Source organism: Pseudonocardia sp. Ae150A_Ps1 (assembly GCF_001932315.1).
Taxonomy (GTDB): Bacteria; Actinomycetota; Actinomycetes; order Mycobacteriales; family Pseudonocardiaceae; genus Pseudonocardia.
Genome location: NZ_MCIJ01000001.1, coordinates 224,768 through 241,546 on the forward strand (window position 1 = coordinate 224,768; position 16,779 = coordinate 241,546).

Below are 16,779 nucleotides of genomic sequence, written 5' to 3' on the forward strand. Positions count from 1 at the left end.
GGCGCGACCGCTCGGGGGCGGCCGCGCCCCGGACCCTCTCCCGTCGCCACCGGTCTCAGTGCCACCGGCCTCGGTGCCACCGGGTCACCGGCCTCGGTGCCACTGGTGGAACCGCTCATGCAGCGCGCGGACCCGGGGCGCGAGATCGGGATCGGGGCCCTCCACCCGGATTCCCGGCGCCACCTCCGACACCGGCAGCGGCCGGACCGGGGGCGACGGTGTCCCGATCTCCTGCAGCCACGTGGTGAGCTGGGCCGTCGAGCTCGCGTAGACGATGCGTCCCAGCCCGACCCAGGCGTGCGCGGCCGCGCACATGGGGCAGTGCTCACCGGAGGTGTAGACGGTCGCCCCGGCCCGCTCACCGGGAGTGAGCAGCTCCGTCGCGCGCCGGGCCAGCTCGAACTCCGGATGACGGGTGGGGTCCCCGCCGGCGACCCGGTTCCGGTCCTCGGCCCGCACGACGCCCGAGGCGTCGACCAGCACCGACCCGAACGGCTCGTCCCCGGCCCCGAGGGCCTGTTCGGCGAGTTCGACGCACCGGCGCAGATTCACGCGGTCCTGCTCGTCCATCGCCCGATCACCCCTTCCGGTCCCGTCGATCGTAGGGCCGTTCCGGGCCCGTCCGCGGCGCGCCGGACACGGACGCCCGGTGGACTCCGCGCGGTGACGGCCTACCCTGTGGGGATGGACCGGACCGGAACCGTTGCGCCGCTGGCGCTCGACGAGCAGCTCTGTTTCGCGCTGCACTCGGCCTCGCGGGCGATGACCGGCTGTTACCGACCGATCCTCGACGCGATCGGCCTCACCTACAGCCAGTACGCGGTGCTGCTGGTGCTGTGGGCCGAGGAGTCCGTGCCGCAGCGCGAGCTCGGCGAGCGGATGGTCCTGGACAGCGGCACGCTGTCGCCGATGCTGACCCGGCTCGAGAAGCGCGGGCTCGTCGTGCGGGCCCGCCGTCCCGACGACGAGCGCACCGTGCAGGTCTCGCTGACCGAGGAGGGCCGGGCCCTGCGCAGCCGGGCCGCGGTCGCGCAGGAGCAGGTCATCCGGGCGACCGGGATGGATCTCGACGAGCTCTTCCGCCTGCGCGACGACCTCCAGCGGCTCGCGGCACGGCTGCGTGACGGACGCGACGAGCACGACGACCACGACGAGCCGGCCGGCTGAGTTCTCCCGCTCACGTCCACCGGCACCCTCCTGTCCCCGGGTATATGCTTGCCGACAGGCAACAGAACGACAGGCGGGAGACCGGAGCACGATGAGTCTCAACCCCGACGAGCTGGCCCGGCTGCGCGTCGTCCTCGCCCGGATCGGGCGCGGCCTGGACCGGCACTCCCGCGGGTCCGAGCTCACCCGCACCCAGGTCTCGGTGCTCGGCACGGTCGTCGTGCGCGGGCCGATCGGGATGGGCGAGCTCGCGACCCTCGAGGGGCTCAACCCGACGATGCTGTCCCGGATGGCGGGCAAGCTGGAGGCGGCCGGGCTGCTGGCCCGCGACACCGACCCCGACGACGGTCGCGCTGTCCGGGTGACCGCGACCGGGACCGGCCGGGCCGAGCACGAGCGGCAGCGCGCGGAGCGGGCCAGGCTGCTCGCCGAGCACGTCGATGCCCTGCCCGACGTCCAGGCCGACGGCCTGCGTGCCGCGCTCCCCGCGCTGGAGGCCCTCGCGTCGTCGCTGCGGGACGCCCGGTGATCACCGGCTCGGCGCTCCGTTCGTCGGCCCGGTCCGCCGCGGGCCGCACCTTCGCCGCGCTGTCCGGGCGCAACTACCGGCTCTGGTTCGGTGGCCAGTCGATCTCGCTGGTCGGCACCTGGATGCAGTCGGTCGCCCAGTCCTGGCTCGTCTACGAGCTGACCGGGTCCGCGGCCGTGCTCGGCACTGTCGTCGCGATGCAGACCCTGCCCACCCTGCTGCTCGGGCCGTACGCGGGCGTGTGGGTGGACCGGGTCGACAAGCGACGGCTCATGGTCGGGCTGCAGTCGGTCATGGGCCTGCAGGCGCTCGCGCTGGCCGTGCTGACCCTGACCGGGACGGTCGCGCTCTGGCACGTCTACGTCCTGGCCGCGGTGCTCGGGCTGAACAAGGCGTTCGAGAACCCGGCCCGCCAGGCGTTCGTGCAGGAGCTGGTGGGCCGCGACGACCTGCGCAACGCCGTCACCCTCAACTCGGTCCTGACCAACGCCGCCCGCGCGGTCGGCCCCGCCGTCGCCGGCCTGGTGATCGTCGCCGGGGGCACCGGGGTGTGCTTCGCGGTGAACGCGGCCAGCTTCGTCGCCGTCGTGACGTCGTTGCTGCGGCTCGACGTCTCCGCGCTCACCCCGACCGAGCCCGCCCCGCGGGCGCCCGGGCAGCTCCGTGAGGGACTGGCCTACGTCCGCGGCAACCCCGACCTGCTCGTCCCGCTGGTCATGATGGCGCTGATCGGCTGCCTGGCCTACGAGTTCCCGGTGGTGCTGCCGGTCGTCGCGTCGGAGACGTTCGGCGGGAGCGCGAGCACCTACGGCTACCTCACCGGGGCGATGGGCGTCGGCGCCGTGATCGGCGGGCTGGTCGTCGCCGGGCGGGGCCGGACCGGGCTGCCGTCCCTGGTGCGCACGGCGCTCGTGTTCGGCGTGGTGCTCGGCCTCGCGGCGGCTGCCCCGTCGTTGTGGGTCGCGCTCGTCGCGATGGCGATGGTCGGGATGGCCAGCGTGGCGTTCATGGCGGGCGGGAACAGCACGATGCAGCTGGCCTCGGAGCCACACATGCGGGGCCGGGTGATGGCGTTGTGGTCGGTCGCCTTCCTCGGCTCGACCCCGATCGGCGGCCCGGTCGCGGGCTGGGTGAGCGAGCACCTCGGCGGCCGGGGCGGCCTCGCGCTCGGCGCCGTCGCCTGCCTGGTCGCCGCCCTCATCGGCCTGCCCGCCGCCCGGCGTGCTGCGCGGGCGGAGCGGGACGGGCGGTCAACGGATCCGGCCGCCGGTGGCGATGCGGAGGAGGTCGCGCGCCGTCCCCTGCGGTGACGTGCCCTCCTGCCAGACCGCGCGGAACTCGCGGCCGAGATCCGCGTCGTGCACCGGCACCTCGATCGCGGAGCCCGCGGCCAGGTCGGCGGCCACCGACGTCCGCCCGAGGAGCGCCGGGCCGTCGCCGGCCCGCACGGCCGCGCGGACGGCCGCGTCGGCGGCGAGCTCGGCCAGCGGCTCGGCGGCCGTGACCCCGGGGGCGGCCGCGGTGAGCGCGGCCTCGGCGGCGGGCCGCGACCCCGTCCCCGGACGGCGGGTGAGCAGGGGAGTGGCGAGCAGCTCCGTGGCGCCGACCCCCGGCCCGCCGGCCCAGTGGTGCCCGGGAGCGACGACGAGGACGAGCGCGTCCGTCGCGACGGTCGCCGCGTGCAGCTTGTCCAGCGGGCCGGGCGTCTCGACGACGCCGACGGCCGCGTCGCCGTCACGCACCGCGGTCGCGGGGTCGTCGGTGTCGAGCAGCGAGATCCGCCCGCCCGGGCCGTCCCGCAGCTCCACCAGCCAGCGGGGGAGCAGGCAGTCCGCCACCCCCGACCCGGCCGCCAGGACGACCGGGTCGGTCCCGTCCGGCGCCGGGCGCAGCACCGCCAGCGCCGCGTCGAGATCGCGGGCCGTGTCCAGCAGCGGACCGGCCCACTCCGCCAGCAGCACCCCGCGGGCGGTGAGCCGCCCCGACCGGCCGCGCCGCGTCCGCTCGAGGACGGGCCCGCCGACCTGCTGCTCCAGTGTCCGGAGCCGCGACGACGCGGCCTGCACCGACAGCCCCTGCTCCTGCGCGGCGGCGGCGAGCCCGCCGGTGCGGGCCACGGTGACGACCAGGGCGAGCGCGGTCAGGTCGGGGACGCGTACGGGTGCGGTGGACATCCGGTCCAGCCTAGGCGCCGATGCCGCCGCGGACCGGCACGGCCGCCGGAGTCACACCCCGAACAGGCCCCGCAGGTAGGCGGCCTGGCCGGCGTGCTGCAGGTCGTCGCCGAGCACGCTGACCAGCCGCACGCCCAGGCTCACACCCTCGCCCCAGGTCGAGGGCAGGATCCGGGACAGGTCGTCGTCTCCCAGGCCGCCCAGGTGCGCCACCGTGCGGGCGTGCACAGCCTCGCCGTACCCGGTGAGGAGCCCCGCGGTCGTGCGGACCCGCCCGACCTGCTCCGGGGTGTGGCCGAACCCGGTGTCGGCGGGATCGAGGTCCAGGCCGAAGCGGTCGGCCCAGCTGTCGCCGGTCCAGACCTGGCCGGTGCCGAACGCCTCGGCGACGTGGTCGTCCTGCACCCGCAGGAGATGCCAGACCAGCCAGCCGATCGGGTTCCCGGGACCGCCGGACCCGGCGACCTCCGGACGGCGGGCGAGATCGGCCTCGGTCAGCCCGTCGAGCACGTCGTGCACCAGCTCGTCGACGCGGCCGAAGTGGTCGATGAGCAGCTCCGCGGAGGTCGTCATGCTGCGAGGCTTCCCACCCGGGGCGATCCGTATGCTCCCTTCCGCATGCGGGCCGGTGCGGCCTAGCGTGGAACGCGGTGAGCCGGACCGGACCGAATCCCGCGGAGTGATCATCGACGCCGAGAAGACCCACAGCGCGCACTGGGGCGTGTTCACCGCCCGCTACGACGGCCGTCGGTTGCGGGTCCGCCCGCACCCCGGCGACCCGGACCCGTCGCCGGTGCTGGACAACATCCCGTCCGCCGTCGGACGCCCGGCACGGGTCGCCGCGCCCGCGGTGCGGCGCGGCTGGTGGGAGCGCGGGCCGGGGCGCGACCCCGGCCGCGGACGCGACGGGTACCGCACCGTCTCCTGGGAGGCCGTCCTGGACCGGCTCGCCGAGGAGACCCACCGGGTCCGCTCGATCCACGGCGACGAGGCCGTCTACGGCGGGTCGTACGGCTGGGCGTCGGCTGGGCGCTTCCACCACGCGCAGGGCCAGCTGCACCGTTTCCTGGCGGTGACCGGCGGCTACACCCGCTCGGTCAACTCCTACTCCGGTGGCGCCGCGGAGGTGCTGCTGCCGCAGATCCTGGGCGGGTTCGACGCCGTCACCCGCTACGCCGTCACCTGGGACCAGGTCGCTGCGCACACCGACACCGTCCTCGCGTTCGGCGGGATGGCGCTGAAGAACTCGGGCATCGCGGCGGGCGGGGTGTCGCGGCACGTGGAGCGCGGTGCGATGCGCGCCGCCCGGGACCGGGGCGCGATGTTCGTGCTGGTCAGCCCGCTGCGTCCGGATCTGCCCGAGGAGGTCGACGCGACCTGGCTGCCGATCCGCCCCGGCACCGACGTGGCGCTGATGCTCGCGCTGATGCACACCGTCGTCGCCGAGGGCCGGCACGACACCGACTTCCTCGCCTCGCACTGCGACGGCTGGGAGACGCTGCGCGAGTACCTGTTCGCCGCCCCCGCCAAGGACGCCGCCTGGGCGTCGGCGATCACCGGCATCGACGCGTCCGCGATCCGGGAGCTGGCCTGGCGGATCGCCTACGGCCGCACCCTGGTCACCGTCGCGCAGTCGCTGCAGCGCGCCGAGCACGGGGAGCAGCCGGTCTGGGGCGGGACGGCGCTCGCGGCCGTCCTCGGTCAGATCGGGCTGCCCGGCGGCGGGTTCAACTACGGCCTCGGCTCCCTCGGGCACTACGGCCGGCCGCGCAACGCGGTGCCGGTCCCGAGCTTCTCCCGGGCCCCGAACCCGGTGAACTCGTTCATCCCGGTCGCCCGGGTCGCGGACATGCTGCTGCACCCGGGCGGGACCTACGACTACGACGGCGCCGAGCGCACCTACCCGCACGTGCGGATGGCCTGGTGGGCGGGCGGCAACCCGTTCCACCACCACCAGGACCTGCGCCGGCTGCGGCGGGCGGTCGCCGAGCTGGACACCTTCGTCGTGCACGACCCCGTCTGGACGGCGACGGCCCGGCACGCCGACGTCGTCCTGCCCTCGACCATGACGATCGAGCGCGACGACATCGGCGCCACCAGCTCCGACGCGCTGCTCGTCGCGATGAAGCAGCTCGTCCCCGTGCACGGCGAGGCCCGTGACGACTACGACGTGCTCTCCGCGCTCGCGCACCGGCTCGGCCACGGTGAGGCCTTCACCGAGGGCCGCACCGCGCACGAGTGGCTGGTGCACATGTACGACCGCACCCGCAAGGCGCTCGCCGACCGGGGCGAGCCCGCGCCGGACTTCGATGAGTTCTGGGAGCGCGGGGAGCTGGAGCTGCCGCGACGGCCCGACGACGGCGGTGTGCTCGCCCGGTTCCGCGCCGACCCCGAGGGCCACCCGCTGCCGACGCCGTCCGGCCGGGTCCAGGTCGGGTCGGCGACGATCGCCGGGCACGGCTACGACGACTGCCCCGGCCACCCGGCGTGGCGGGAACCGACCGAGGCCCCGGACGAGCGGCACCCGTTCTGGCTGGTCTCCAACCAGCCGGCGACCCGGCTGCACTCGCAGCTCGACTTCGGCGCGCACAGCTCCGGGTCGAAGCGGTCCGGACGCGAGGTCGTCCGGATCCACCCGGACGACGCCGGCCCGCTCGGGATCGCCGACGGCGACGTCGTCCGGCTGCACAACGACCGCGGCGCGACCCTCGCCGCCGCCCGCCTCACCGGCGACATCCGGCCCGGGGTGCTGCAGCTCCCGACCGGCGCGTGGTGGGCGCCGACGGCCGATCCGGAGCGCCCCGAGCTCGGGGACGACGGGTTGTGCGCGCACGGCAACCCGAACGCGGTCACCCGCGACCGCGGCTCGTCGCGGTTCGCCCAGGGCTGCACCGGACAGCTCTGCGCGGTCGCGGTGAGCCGGTTCGACCATCCGCTGCCCGCGGTGGAGGTGCACCGGGCGCCGGGAGTGCCGTGAGCGCCGCGGACGGCACGAGCCGTCCGGCGGCCGGTCCCGGCCCCGCCGGTCAGGAACGTGCGGCGGCGGGGCCCGCGAGGTCACGCTCGATCTGCTCCAGCGTGCGGCCCTTGGTCTCGGGCAGCAGCCGGGTCGCGTAGACGTAGCCCAGCGCCGTCGTCACCGCGAAGAACAGGAAGTTCCAGCCCGCGCCGAACGCCTCCAGCAGGCTCGGGAACAGCAGCGCGACGGTCATGTTGAACAGCCAGTTGAACGTCACGCAGAACGCGACGGCCCCGGCCCGGACCCGCAGCGGGAACAGCTCCGGCAGCAGGACCCACTGCACCGGTCCCCACGAGATCGAGAACGACGCGATGTAGACGACGATCCCGGCCAGGGTCAGCCCGAGCAGCAGCGGGCCCTGCTCCAGCCCGGACAGGTTCGTCACCGCCAGCACGATCATCGCGACGCACATGCCCAGCGCACCCCAGCGCAGCAGCGGGCGCCGCCCGGCCCGGTCGATCAGCCACATGCCGGGCAGCGTCATCAGCATGTTCACCGCACCGATCGCGACGTTGGCACCGATCGCCCCGGTCGCCCCGAACCCGACCTCGGTGAGCAGCGTCGGCGCGTAGTAGATGATCGTGTTGATCCCGACGAAGTTCTGGCAGAACACCAGCAGCAGCCCGATCACCATCAGGCGCCGCAGCCGCGGTGCGAACAGGCTGCGGATCGAGACCCGCTCGGTGTGCTCGCGCTCGAGGCGCACGCTCTCCTTGATCTCGTCGAGCTCCGCGTCGGCGATCTCCGTGGTGCTGCGCAGCCGGCGCAGCAGCCGTCGCGCGTCGGCCTCGCCGCCGTCGGCCTTGTGCGCGACGAGCCACCGCGGGCTCTCCGGCTGGGTGTAGATGCCGATCGCCAGCACGACGGCCGGGATCACGCCGAGCCCGATCATCCAGCGCCAGTCCCGCGCCTCGGCGAACGCGTACGCGGTGACGTAGGCGAGGAAGATCCCGACGGTCACGAGCAGCTGCATCAGCGAGGTGAGACGTCCGCGGATGTGGGCGGGCGCGAGCTCGGAGAGGTACATCGGGACGACCACCGAGACGATGCCGACACCGATCCCCATCACGAACCGGAACCCGACCAGCATCGCGACGGTGACCCCGAGCGCCGTGCCCAGGGTGCCGACCACGAAGACGATCCCGCCGGCGAGGATCAGCAGCCGCCTGCCGAGGGTGTCGGCCAGCCGGCCCGAGACCCCGGAGCCCAGCATCGCCCCGACCAGCAGGCCGGACACGACGAGGCCCTCCTGCAGCGACGTGAGCGGGACGTCGTCCGGGATGAAGAGGATCGCGCCGGAGATCACCCCGGTGTCGAAGCCCCACAGGATCCCGCCGAGCGCGCCGAAGAACCAGATCGCCCACTGCGACGGCCGTCGTGCCGCCTCCGCCCCCGAAGTCACCCGATGATCGTCCGACGCCGGGTTGCGGGTCGTAACCGGAACCGGAACCGGGGCCGGTGGCGGCGGCGGTCCGTGCCGGTCTCAGGAACGGAACGCGAGCAGCACGCCCGTGCCGACGGGCACCGTGACCGTGTGCATGCCCGGCTCGGCGTCCAGCCGTCCGGCCAGCGGGGCGACCTCGGCGGCGTGCGAGAGGGCGTTGTCCACCGCGAGCAGCCCGCCCGGGTGCAGCACGCGCTTCGGGTGCGGCCACCACGCGACGCGTACGCCCCCTCGGCGCTCACCGGATCCGGCCCCGCTCATGCGATCCGGTGAGCACCGGCCGATCCGGTGAGCGTCGAAGCGCGAGGTCGCGTTCCGCGGAACGCGATGCTGTCCGTCGCGGGACGTGCCGCTGCGTTCCGCGGAACGCGCGTCGTCGCGTCGCGGGTGGCTGTCAGGCGGCGGTCCGGCGGGCCGCGGCCAGCCGGCGGCGCCCGCCCTCGGTACGCGCGTCGACCGTCCGCACGCCGAGTGCCTTGGCCAGGCCGGTCGATGGCATGTCGCCGTAGATCGTCTCGAACTCCTTCACGACGAAGGTCTCGTGCCAGATCCCGACCGCCCCGGGGACTCGGCGGGCGCGGCGGTTGAACGCCGCCCAGGCCGGCCGGTGCAGGGCGGAGGTGTCGTTCGCGTAGGCGTAGAGCGACTCGTGGTCCCGCCAGTACTGGACGACCATCGGCCCACCGGCGCCGATCGTCAGGCGGTAGCCGAGAAGTCCCGATCCCGGGTCGGCCGAGAGCTCGGCGAGCATCTTCGGCATCGCGGTGAACGTCGGGAGCCAGGCGTCCGGGCGCCAGGGCTTGCTGAACCGCATGCCGATCAGGAAGACGATGATCTCGTCGTCGGTGGCCTCGTTCGTCGTCCGGGTGTACTGCGCCATCGTCCGGTCCCTTCGTGGTCGCCGTGGTCGCAGGCTACCGCCGATCGGATAGTGGCGCTATCCGTAACGGGAGGGTGTTCCCGGGCGTGGCGACGTCGAGCACCGGGGAAGGGTTCTCGGAGATCGCTGCCCGAGGCAGCGATTCCGCAGGAGGTGCCGGCTGGCCCGGAGTCCGGCTCGCCGGACAGCGGCCGGACAGCGGCCGGACAGCGGCCGGACAGCGGCCGGACAGCGGCTGGGCTGCGGCTGGGCGGCGGGCGTCCCGGCCGGGCCAGTCTACGTCGCCAGCCAGGCCCGGACCTCGTCGGAGTCCGCGCCGAGGGGTGGTGGCGAGCGCCGGTAGGACGGCGGGGTGCCCGACCAGGTGACCGGGTTGCGGAGGGTGGGCACCGCGGCGTCGTCGCCGGCGCGGACGACCGGTTCCAGGCCGAGCTCCTCGGCGAGCGCGACGCCGCCGTCGACCGAGTTGATCGGCCCGCAGGGCACGCCGACCTCGGCGATCGCGGTGTACCACTCCTGCGCGGAGCGGGTCGCGAGCCGGGCGCGCAGCCGCTGCTCGATCTCGGCGCGGTGGTCGATCCGGTCCGACATCGTGGCGAACCGCGGGTCCTCCGCCATCGCCGGGTCGCCGAGGACGGTGGCGAGCTTGCGGAACTGGCCGTCGTTCGCGGCGATGACGATCAGCTCGCCGTCCGCGGTCGGCATCGGCTGGTACGGGAAGACGCTCGGGTGCTCGTTGCCCATCCGGTGCGGCACGGCGCCGGCGGCGACGTAGGCCTCGGTCTGGTTGACCAGCGTCGACATCGCGACCGACAGCAGGTTCGTCTCCAGCAGCTGGCCCTCGCCGGTCAGCTCGCGGTGCCGCAGGGCGGCGCTGACCGCGAGGGCCGCGTGCAGGCCGGTGAGCACGTCGAACACGGCGGTGCCCGCGCGGTACGGCGGACCGTCGGCGGCGCCGGTCAGGCTCATCAGGCCCGAGACCGCCTGGACGAGCAGGTCGTAGCCCGGCAGGTGGGCGCCGCCCCGGGTGCCGAACCCGGAGATCGAGCAGTAGACGACCGACGGATTGTCCCGGGCGACGGCGGCATGGTCCAGCCCGAAGCGCGCCATCCCGCCCGGCTTCATGTTCTCCACCAGGACGTCGGCCCGGCGTGCCAGCCGCTGCGCCAGGTCCCGGTCGCCCGGGTCGGACAGGTCGAGCACGATCGACCGCTTGTTCCGGTTGATCGACAGGTAGTAGGTGGCGATGTCGCCGTGCTCCGCGTCGGTGACGACCGGTGGCTTCCAGGTGCGGGTGTCGTCGCCGCCCGGTCCCTCGACCTTGACCACCGTGGCGCCGAGGTCGGCCAGCATCATGGTCGCGTACGGCTCGGCCAGGACGCGGGAGAAGTCGGCGACGAGCACGCCGTCCAGCGGTCCTCCGGTGGGCTCGTCACCGAGCGGGGGATGATCCACGTCCGGGCACGCTAGCCGTGCGCGCGCGGCACCGACAACCGTGGCGGCATCTTGCCGGACGCTGGCGTTCCTGCCGGTTCCCCGCGGGTCGCGATCCCGCCACGATCGTCGCCATGAACAGCGAGAACAGCACCGCGACCAGCGCCGTCGTCCAGGTACTCGTCCGGCTCGGCCGTGCCCTGCGCGACGTCGGCCGCGCCCACGAGGAGCTGTGGGCCCGGCTCGAGCGGATCGACCCGAACCCGTGGGAGGAGCTGCACTGGGAGCCGACCGCGGGCGGGTGGCGGCTCTACGGCAGTCACCTGCCGGGGGAGAGGTCCCCGTCGACGTAGACCCAGCGCCCGTCCTCCCGGACGAACCGGCTCCGCTCGTGGAGCGCGCCGTCGGTCCGGTGCGCCCGGAACTCGACGGTCCCCTCGGTGTCGGACATCGACCCGCCGGACAGGTCGAGGATCTCCAGCCCGGTCCACACCGAGCCCGGTTCCAGGCGCAGCCGCCGGGGCCGGGTGGAGGAGTGCCACGACGCCGTCAGGTGCGCGGTGTCGCCGAGCACGAAAGCGGTGTAGCGGCTGCGCATCAGTGCCTCGGCGGTGGGCGCGGGACGCCCGGCGAGCACCGGGCCGCAGCAGGCGTCGGTGGGGCGGCCGGTGCCGCAGGGGCAGTTCACGCGGCCCAGTATCGCGCCGCGGTCCCGTCGCTGTGTGAGGTGCCCGACCGGCCGCGGGGCGTCGGTTGACCGCCCGCACAGACGTGTGGTCGTCTCGTTCGCTGCCGCGACGCGATCACCGGGAGGTCAGGGGTGCAGGGGTTCTACGACGTGCTGCACTCCCGGCGGGACGTCCGCACCGGATTCCGCCCGGACCCGGTCGACGACGCCGTGCTCACCCGGGTGCTGGAGGCCGCGCACGCCGCCCCGAGCGTCGGGTTCTCCCAGCCCTGGGACTTCGTCCTGGTCCGCGACCCGGCGACCCGTGAGCGGGTGTACGCCCTCGTCGCCGAGCAGCGGGACCGGTACGCGGCCGAGCTGCCCGCGGCACGGGCGGAGGCGCTGCGGTCGATCCGGATCGAGGCGGTCCGGGAGACGCCGCTGAACGTCGTCGTCACCGCCGACCCGACCCGCGGCGGCCGGCACACCCTCGGCAGGCACGACCGGCCGGAGATGGGGCCGTACTCGGCCGCGCTCGCCGTGCAGAACCTGTGGCTGGCCGCGCGTGCGGAGGGCCTCGGCGTCGGCTGGGTCAGCTTCTTCGGCGACGACGGCATCGACGCGCTGCACGAGCTGCTCGGCCTCCCCGCGCACGTCGAGGTCGTCGCCTACCTGTGCGTCGGGCACGTCGACGGCTTCCCGGACCGCCCCGAGCTGGAGGGGCACGGCTGGGCCCGCCGCCGCCCGCTGGACTGGGCGGTGCACCAGGAGACCTGGGGTGCCCGGGCGCTGCCCGGCGCCGAGCCCACCACCCTCCTGGAGTCCACCGTGGACGCCGTGGGCCCGGTCGACGGGGAGGCCCGCGCCGCGGCACAGGACCGGCTGGACCGGATGACCAAGCCGCGCGGGGCGCTGGGCCGGGTCGAGGACGTCGCCGTCGCCCTCTCCGGGATCGCCGGAGCGTGCCCGCCGCCGGTGCCGTCGCCCGCCGCCGTCGCCGTGTTCGCGGCCGACCACGGGGTGCACGCGCAGGGCGTCACGCCGTGGCCGCAGGAGGTCACCGTGCAGATGGTGGCGAACTTCCTCGACGGCGGCGCCGTCGTCAACGCGTTCGCCCGCCAGCTCGGGGCGGAGGTGCAGGTCGTCGACATCGGGGTCGCCACGGACCTGGAGCCGGTGCCCGGCCTGCTGCCCCGCAAGGTCGCGCACGGCACCGCCGACATGACCACCGGCCCCGCCATGACCCGGGAGCAGGCGCGCGCGGCCGTCGAGCACGGGATCGAGGTGGCCCGCGACCTCGTCGCCGCCGGGAACCGCTGCCTGCTCACCGGTGACATGGGCATCGCCAACACCACCGCCGCGGCCGCGCTGGTGTGCGCCTTCACCGGCGCCGATCCCGCGGAGGTGACGGGCCGGGGCACCGGGATCGACGACGAGACCCTGGTCCGCAAGACCGACGTCGTCCGCCGCGCCCTGGACCTGCACCGCCCCGATCCGGCGGACCCGCTCGGGGTGCTCGCCGCCGTCGGCGGGTTCGAGCACGCCGGGCTCGCCGGGTTCGTCCTCGGCGCCGCCGCGCTGCGCACCCCCGTGCTGCTCGACGGCGTCATCGCCGGGTCCGCCGCGCTGGTCGCCGCGGCGTTCGCGCCGGACGCGGCCGGGTACTGCCTGGCGGGCCACCGCTCCGCCGAGCCCGGCGGGGCGATCGCACTGGACCGGCTGGGCCTGGTGCCGCTGCTGAAGCTCGACATGCGGCTGGGGGAGGGCACCGGAGCGCTGCTGTCGCTGCCGGTCCTGCAGGGCGCGGCACGCGCCATGGCCGACGTTGCCACCTTCGACAGCGCCGGGGTCACGGACAAGACCGATGGATGACCACCCGGCCGTGACGGTCGTCGGGATCGGGGCGGACGGCTGGGCCGGTCTGCCGGAGCCCGCGCGGCAGGCGCTGCGCGAGGCCGACGTGCTGCTCGGCGGGCCGCGCCAGCTCGGCCTGCTGCCCGGCCCGGCCGACGACGGCGTGGCGGGGGAGCGGCGGTCCTGGCCGTCGCCGCTGGTCCCGGCCCTGCCCGGCATCCTCGACGAGCTCGACGGGCGCCGGGTCGCGGTGCTCGCGTCCGGGGACCCGATGTTCTTCGGGATCGGTGCGACCCTGGCCCGGGTCGCCGGGCCGGACCGGCTGCGGGTGCTGGCCCACCCGTCGTCGGTGGCGCTGGCGTGTGCCCGGCTGGGCTGGGGGTCGGAGCACGTGCGGGTGCTGTCGGTCGTCGGTCGCCCGCTCGACGCGCTGCGCCGCGCGCTCGCGCCGGGCGCCCGGCTGGTCGTGCTCTCGGCCGGCGCCGGATCGCCGTCGGAGATCGCCGGGTTGCTCACCGGCGCCGGCTGGGGCCGGTCGCGCCTGACGGTGCTGGAACGCCTCGGTGCCGGCGACGAGCGCGTCGTCACCGGCACCGCCGCCGGCTGGCGCGGCGAGGCCGACCCGCTCAACGTCGTCGCCGTCGAGTGCGTCCCCGACGACGGCCTCCGCCCGCCCGGCGAGACCCCCGGCCTGCCCGACGCCCTCTACGACCACGACGGCCAGCTCACCAAGCGCGAGGTACGTGCCGTGACCCTGGCGCACCTCGCACCGCGGCCCGGTGAGCTGCTGTGGGACGTCGGTGCCGGGTCCGGGTCGATCGGGATCGAGTGGATGCGGGCCCACCCGTCGTGCCGGGCGGTCGCCGTCGAGTCCCGCCCGGAGCGGGCGGACCGGGTCGCCGCCAACGCCGCCGCGCTCGGCGTGCCGGGCCTGCGGGTGGTGACCGGCAGCGCGCCGGACGCGCTGGCGGGCCTCCCGGGACCGGACGTCGTGTTCGTCGGCGGCGGGCTGACCCGCGACGGCGTGCTCGACGCGTGCCTGGCCGCGTTGCGGCCGGGCGGACGGCTGGTCGCGAACGCCGTCACCACGGCGACCGAGGCGTTGCTCGCGGCGGCGCACGCCGAGCACGGCGGCGACCTGGTGCGGGTCCAGGTGGCCCGTGCCGAACCCGTCGGCGGCTTCCACGGCTGGCGGCCGGGCATGCCGGTGACGATCTGGACGTACGAGAAGGGGGACGCACCGTGACCGTGCACTTCATCGGGGCGGGGCCGGGCGCGGTCGACCTGCTGACGCTGCGGGCCCGTGACCTCATCGCGGCGTCGCCGGTCTGCCTGTACGCGGGCAGCCTGGTGCCGCCGGAGATGCTGGAGATCTGCCCGCCGGGCGCGCGGACCGTGGACACGGCGCTCATGACCCTCGACGAGATCCTCGACGAGATGGTCCGGGCGCACCGGCACGGGCTCGACGTCGCGCGGCTCGCCTCCGGCGACCCGTCGGTGTTCTCGGCGATGGCCGAGCAGATGCGCAGGCTCGAGGCCGAGGGCGTCCCGTACGACGTGTGCCCCGGCGTCCCCGCCTACGCGGCGGCGGCCGCCGCACTGGGCCGGGAGCTGACCGTCCCGACGGTCGCGCAGACCGTCACCCTCACCCGGATCGCGGCCCGCGCCACGCCGATGCCCGACGCGGAGAACCTCGCCGGGCTCGGCCGGGCGGGCGGGACGGTCGTCCTGCACCTGGCGGTGCACCGGATCGACGAGGTCATCGACGCGCTCGCCCCGGCGTACGGCGGCGACTGCCCGGCCGCCGTCGTCGCGCACGCGTCACGGGCGCACGAGATCGTGCTGCGGGGCACCCTCGACGGGATGCCCAAGGCCGTCCGGGAGGCCGGGATCGAGCGCACCGCCGTGATCATCGTGGGTGACGCGCTCGCGGCCCGGCACTTCCCGGACTCGCACCTCTACTCGAACGCCCGCTGCCGGGATCAGTAGTCCTCGTGCCAGGCCCGGCCGTCGCGCTCGATCAGCGCGGTCGCCGACGCCGGTCCGGCACTGCCCGCCGCATAGGGCCGCGGCTGCTGGCCGGTGCTCTCCCAGGTGCGCAGGATGGGCTCGGCCCAGGTCCAGGCGGCCTCGATCTCGTCGCGCCGCATGAACAGCGTCGGGTTGCCGCGGAGCACGTCCATCAGGAGCCGCTCGTAGGCGTCGGGCAGCCGGTCGCCGAAGGTGCGGGCGAACGACAGGTCCAGCGGCGCCGGGATCGGGCGGATCCCGCCGGGGCCGGGCTCCTTGGCGGTCATGTGCAGGCGGACGCCCTCGTCGGGCTGCAGCCGCAGCACCAGGCGGTTCGCCGGGATCTCCCCGCCGAACGCGGGGAAGATCGAGTGCGGGACCGGCTTGAACTGCACGACGATCTCCGATGCGTGCGTGGTCAGCCGCTTGCCGGTGCGCAGGTAGAACGGCACCCCCGCCCAGCGCCAGTTGCCGACCTCGGCGCGCAGCGCGACGAAGGTCTCGGTGGTAGACCGCTCCCGCTCGCGCGGGGTGCCGGCGCGGGACTCGGCGAGCTCCGTCGGGTAGCCCGGCACGGCCTGCCCCTCGACCAGGCCCTCGACGTACTGCCCGCGGACGGTGTCGCGGACGACGTCCGGCCCGTCGAGGGGCTTGAGCGACTGCAGGACCTTCAGCTTCTCGTCGCGGACGCCCTCGCCGTCGATCCGGGCGGGCGGCTCCATCGCGACCAGGCAGAGCAGCTGCAGCAGGTGGTTCTGGACCATGTCCCGCAGCGCGCCGGAGCCGTCGTAGTAGTCGGCGCGGTTCCCGACGCCGATCGACTCCGACACGGTGATCTGCACGTGGTCGATCTGGCCGGCGTTCCACATCGGCTCGAACAGGGAGTTGCCGAAGCGCAGGACCAGCAGGTTCTGGACGGTCTCCTTACCGAGGTAGTGGTCGATCCGGTAGATCTGCTCCTCCGCGAAGACCGACCCGACCTCGTCATTGATCGCCTTGGCGGAGGCGAGGTCGTGCCCGAGCGGCTTCTCCAGCACGACGCGGGTGCGGTCGTCGACGATGCCCGCCTGCGCGCTCCCGACGCAGATCCGGCCGAACAGCTGCGGCGTGGACGCCAGGTAGAGCACCCGGATGCGGTCGTCGGCCGGGCCGACGAGGTCGGTGAGGTGGGACCAGTCGTCGTCGGCGACGTCGAGGGTCACGTGGTGCAGCCGCTGGAGGAACCGGTCGTGCAGGGCGTCGTCGGAGCAGGCGTCCGGCCCGGCCCAGCGGGGCGCGGTGCGGCGCAGTTCGGAGTCGACCTTGTCGCGGTAGTCGGCGTCGTCGAGGCCGGAGCGGGACACCGCGACGATCCGGGTGTCGCCCGCGAGCTGGCCGTCGCGGTCGCGCAGGTAGAGGGCCGGCAGCAGCTTGCGCATGGCGAGGTCGCCGGTGCCGCCGAAGACGAGGACGTCGGCGGGGTCCATGACGGGCAGGGGGTGCGGCACGAGCCGTCTCCTCGGTCGAACGAGTTCTGAGTGCCTTCGGCCCGTGGGCGACGGGCCGATTCAGTACTGTACCGACTCTGATCGGTCTCTCGAAAGCCGAAGTGGTCCCGGCGT

At 74.9% G+C, this 16,779-nt stretch carries 17 protein-coding genes; 8 read left to right on the forward strand and 9 right to left on the reverse strand.

What is annotated here, in order from left to right:
• Positions 1-84: 84 nt before the first annotated feature.
• A complete protein-coding gene (locus tag Ae150APs1_RS00945; RefSeq protein ID WP_075295116.1) occupies positions 85-570 on the reverse strand; it encodes a nucleoside deaminase in 486 nt (161 codons plus the stop codon).
• Positions 571-684: 114 nt separating this feature from the next.
• On the opposite strand from Ae150APs1_RS00945, the gene Ae150APs1_RS00950 reads away from it, so the two are divergent.
• The 3 genes from Ae150APs1_RS00950 to Ae150APs1_RS00960 all read left to right on the forward strand — a co-directional run bounded on the left by Ae150APs1_RS00950 (position 685) and on the right by Ae150APs1_RS00960 (position 3,006).
• On the forward strand, positions 685-1,167 hold the full coding sequence (locus tag Ae150APs1_RS00950; RefSeq protein ID WP_060572105.1) for a MarR family transcriptional regulator: 483 nt from the start codon (positions 685-687) through the stop codon (positions 1,165-1,167).
• Between the two features lie 91 nt (positions 1,168-1,258).
• Positions 1,259-1,696, forward strand: a complete 438-nt coding sequence (locus Ae150APs1_RS00955; protein WP_075295117.1) for a MarR family transcriptional regulator — start codon at positions 1,259-1,261, stop codon at positions 1,694-1,696.
• Positions 1,693-3,006 carry an MFS transporter gene (locus Ae150APs1_RS00960; RefSeq protein ID WP_212567132.1) on the forward strand — a complete coding sequence of 438 codons (1,314 nt, stop codon included), beginning with the start codon at positions 1,693-1,695 and terminating at the stop codon, positions 3,004-3,006. The genes Ae150APs1_RS00955 and Ae150APs1_RS00960 overlap by 4 nt, the downstream gene beginning before the upstream one ends.
• On the opposite strand, the gene Ae150APs1_RS00965 is transcribed toward Ae150APs1_RS00960, so the two are convergent.
• Both Ae150APs1_RS00965 and Ae150APs1_RS00970 read right to left on the reverse strand, forming a co-directional pair.
• Positions 2,947-3,870 carry a LysR family transcriptional regulator gene (locus Ae150APs1_RS00965; RefSeq protein ID WP_075295119.1) on the reverse strand — a complete coding sequence of 308 codons (924 nt, stop codon included), beginning with the start codon at positions 3,868-3,870 and terminating at the stop codon, positions 2,947-2,949. The two genes, Ae150APs1_RS00960 and Ae150APs1_RS00965, sit on opposite strands and share 60 nt — an antisense overlap.
• Before the next feature lie 51 nt (positions 3,871-3,921).
• A complete protein-coding gene (locus Ae150APs1_RS00970; protein ID WP_075295121.1) occupies positions 3,922-4,443 on the reverse strand; it encodes a DinB family protein in 522 nt (173 codons plus the stop codon).
• 106 nt (positions 4,444-4,549) lie between these two features.
• Between Ae150APs1_RS00970 and Ae150APs1_RS00975 the strand changes: the two genes are divergently transcribed.
• Positions 4,550-6,847, forward strand: a complete 2,298-nt coding sequence (locus Ae150APs1_RS00975; protein WP_075295123.1) for a molybdopterin-dependent oxidoreductase — start codon at positions 4,550-4,552, stop codon at positions 6,845-6,847.
• A 49-nt stretch (positions 6,848-6,896) separates the two neighbouring features.
• Here the strand turns inward: Ae150APs1_RS00975 and Ae150APs1_RS00980 are convergent, their stop codons facing one another.
• The 4 genes from Ae150APs1_RS00980 to Ae150APs1_RS00995 all read right to left on the reverse strand — a co-directional run bounded on the left by Ae150APs1_RS00980 (position 6,897) and on the right by Ae150APs1_RS00995 (position 10,668).
• Positions 6,897-8,291: a sugar porter family MFS transporter gene (locus Ae150APs1_RS00980; RefSeq protein WP_075295125.1), complete on the reverse strand. Its 1,395-nt coding sequence runs from the start codon at positions 8,289-8,291 to the stop codon at positions 6,897-6,899.
• An 81-nt stretch (positions 8,292-8,372) separates the two neighbouring features.
• A complete protein-coding gene (locus tag Ae150APs1_RS32500; protein ID WP_060572093.1) occupies positions 8,373-8,594 on the reverse strand; it encodes a hypothetical protein in 222 nt (73 codons plus the stop codon).
• A 133-nt stretch (positions 8,595-8,727) separates the two neighbouring features.
• Positions 8,728-9,213, reverse strand: coding sequence for a DUF4188 domain-containing protein (locus Ae150APs1_RS00990; RefSeq protein WP_075295126.1), 486 nt, complete (start codon positions 9,211-9,213; stop codon positions 8,728-8,730).
• Positions 9,214-9,489: 276 nt separating this feature from the next.
• Positions 9,490-10,668 carry a CoA transferase gene (locus Ae150APs1_RS00995; RefSeq protein ID WP_075295127.1) on the reverse strand — a complete coding sequence of 393 codons (1,179 nt, stop codon included), beginning with the start codon at positions 10,666-10,668 and terminating at the stop codon, positions 9,490-9,492.
• 113 nt (positions 10,669-10,781) lie between these two features.
• On the opposite strand from Ae150APs1_RS00995, the gene Ae150APs1_RS01000 reads away from it, so the two are divergent.
• Positions 10,782-11,000 (forward strand): hypothetical protein, encoded by a 219-nt coding sequence (locus Ae150APs1_RS01000; protein ID WP_010230187.1) that lies wholly within the window; start codon positions 10,782-10,784, stop codon positions 10,998-11,000.
• Here Ae150APs1_RS01000 and Ae150APs1_RS01005 read toward each other — a convergent pair.
• The gene (locus Ae150APs1_RS01005; protein WP_075295128.1) at positions 10,967-11,335 is read right to left on the reverse strand and encodes a YchJ family metal-binding protein; all 369 of its coding nucleotides are present in this window, start codon (positions 11,333-11,335) and stop codon (positions 10,967-10,969) included. The genes Ae150APs1_RS01000 and Ae150APs1_RS01005 overlap by 34 nt on opposite strands.
• Before the next feature lie 132 nt (positions 11,336-11,467).
• On the opposite strand from Ae150APs1_RS01005, the gene cobT reads away from it, so the two are divergent.
• From cobT to cobM, 3 genes are read left to right on the forward strand one after another with little or no spacing between them, the layout of a single operon-like run.
• On the forward strand, positions 11,468-13,186 hold the full coding sequence (gene cobT, locus Ae150APs1_RS34480) for a nicotinate-nucleotide--dimethylbenzimidazole phosphoribosyltransferase (protein ID WP_212567133.1): 1,719 nt from the start codon (positions 11,468-11,470) through the stop codon (positions 13,184-13,186).
• The gene (gene cbiE / locus Ae150APs1_RS01015) at positions 13,179-14,414 is read left to right on the forward strand and encodes a precorrin-6y C5,15-methyltransferase (decarboxylating) subunit CbiE (RefSeq protein ID WP_075295130.1); all 1,236 of its coding nucleotides are present in this window, start codon (positions 13,179-13,181) and stop codon (positions 14,412-14,414) included. The genes cobT and cbiE overlap by 8 nt, the downstream gene beginning before the upstream one ends.
• Complete coding sequence (gene cobM / locus Ae150APs1_RS01020) at positions 14,411-15,157, forward strand: precorrin-4 C(11)-methyltransferase (protein WP_075295131.1); 747 nt, start codon at positions 14,411-14,413, stop codon at positions 15,155-15,157. Before cbiE ends, cobM begins: the two co-directional genes overlap by 4 nt.
• On the opposite strand, the gene zwf is transcribed toward cobM, so the two are convergent.
• Positions 15,151-16,665: a glucose-6-phosphate dehydrogenase gene (zwf, locus tag Ae150APs1_RS01025; protein WP_212567134.1), complete on the reverse strand. Its 1,515-nt coding sequence runs from the start codon at positions 16,663-16,665 to the stop codon at positions 15,151-15,153. The two genes, cobM and zwf, sit on opposite strands and share 7 nt — an antisense overlap.
• Positions 16,666-16,779: the final 114 nt, after the last annotated feature.

Coding starts and splice junctions, on each gene's coding strand:
- Ae150APs1_RS00945 (WP_075295116.1), bottom strand. CDS start 570: ATGGACGAGCAGGACCGCGTGAATCTGCGCCGGTGCGTCGAACTCGCC.
- Ae150APs1_RS00950 (WP_060572105.1), top strand. CDS start 685: ATGGACCGGACCGGAACCGTTGCGCCGCTGGCGCTCGACGAGCAGCTC.
- Ae150APs1_RS00955 (WP_075295117.1), top strand. CDS start 1,259: ATGAGTCTCAACCCCGACGAGCTGGCCCGGCTGCGCGTCGTCCTCGCC.
- Ae150APs1_RS00965 (WP_075295119.1), bottom strand. CDS start 3,870: ATGTCCACCGCACCCGTACGCGTCCCCGACCTGACCGCGCTCGCCCTG.
- Ae150APs1_RS00970 (WP_075295121.1), bottom strand. CDS start 4,443: ATGACGACCTCCGCGGAGCTGCTCATCGACCACTTCGGCCGCGTCGAC.
- Ae150APs1_RS32500 (WP_060572093.1), bottom strand. CDS start 8,594: ATGAGCGGGGCCGGATCCGGTGAGCGCCGAGGGGGCGTACGCGTCGCG.
- Ae150APs1_RS00990 (WP_075295126.1), bottom strand. CDS start 9,213: ATGGCGCAGTACACCCGGACGACGAACGAGGCCACCGACGACGAGATC.
- Ae150APs1_RS01000 (WP_010230187.1), top strand. CDS start 10,782: ATGAACAGCGAGAACAGCACCGCGACCAGCGCCGTCGTCCAGGTACTC.
- cbiE (WP_075295130.1), top strand. CDS start 13,179: ATGGATGACCACCCGGCCGTGACGGTCGTCGGGATCGGGGCGGACGGC.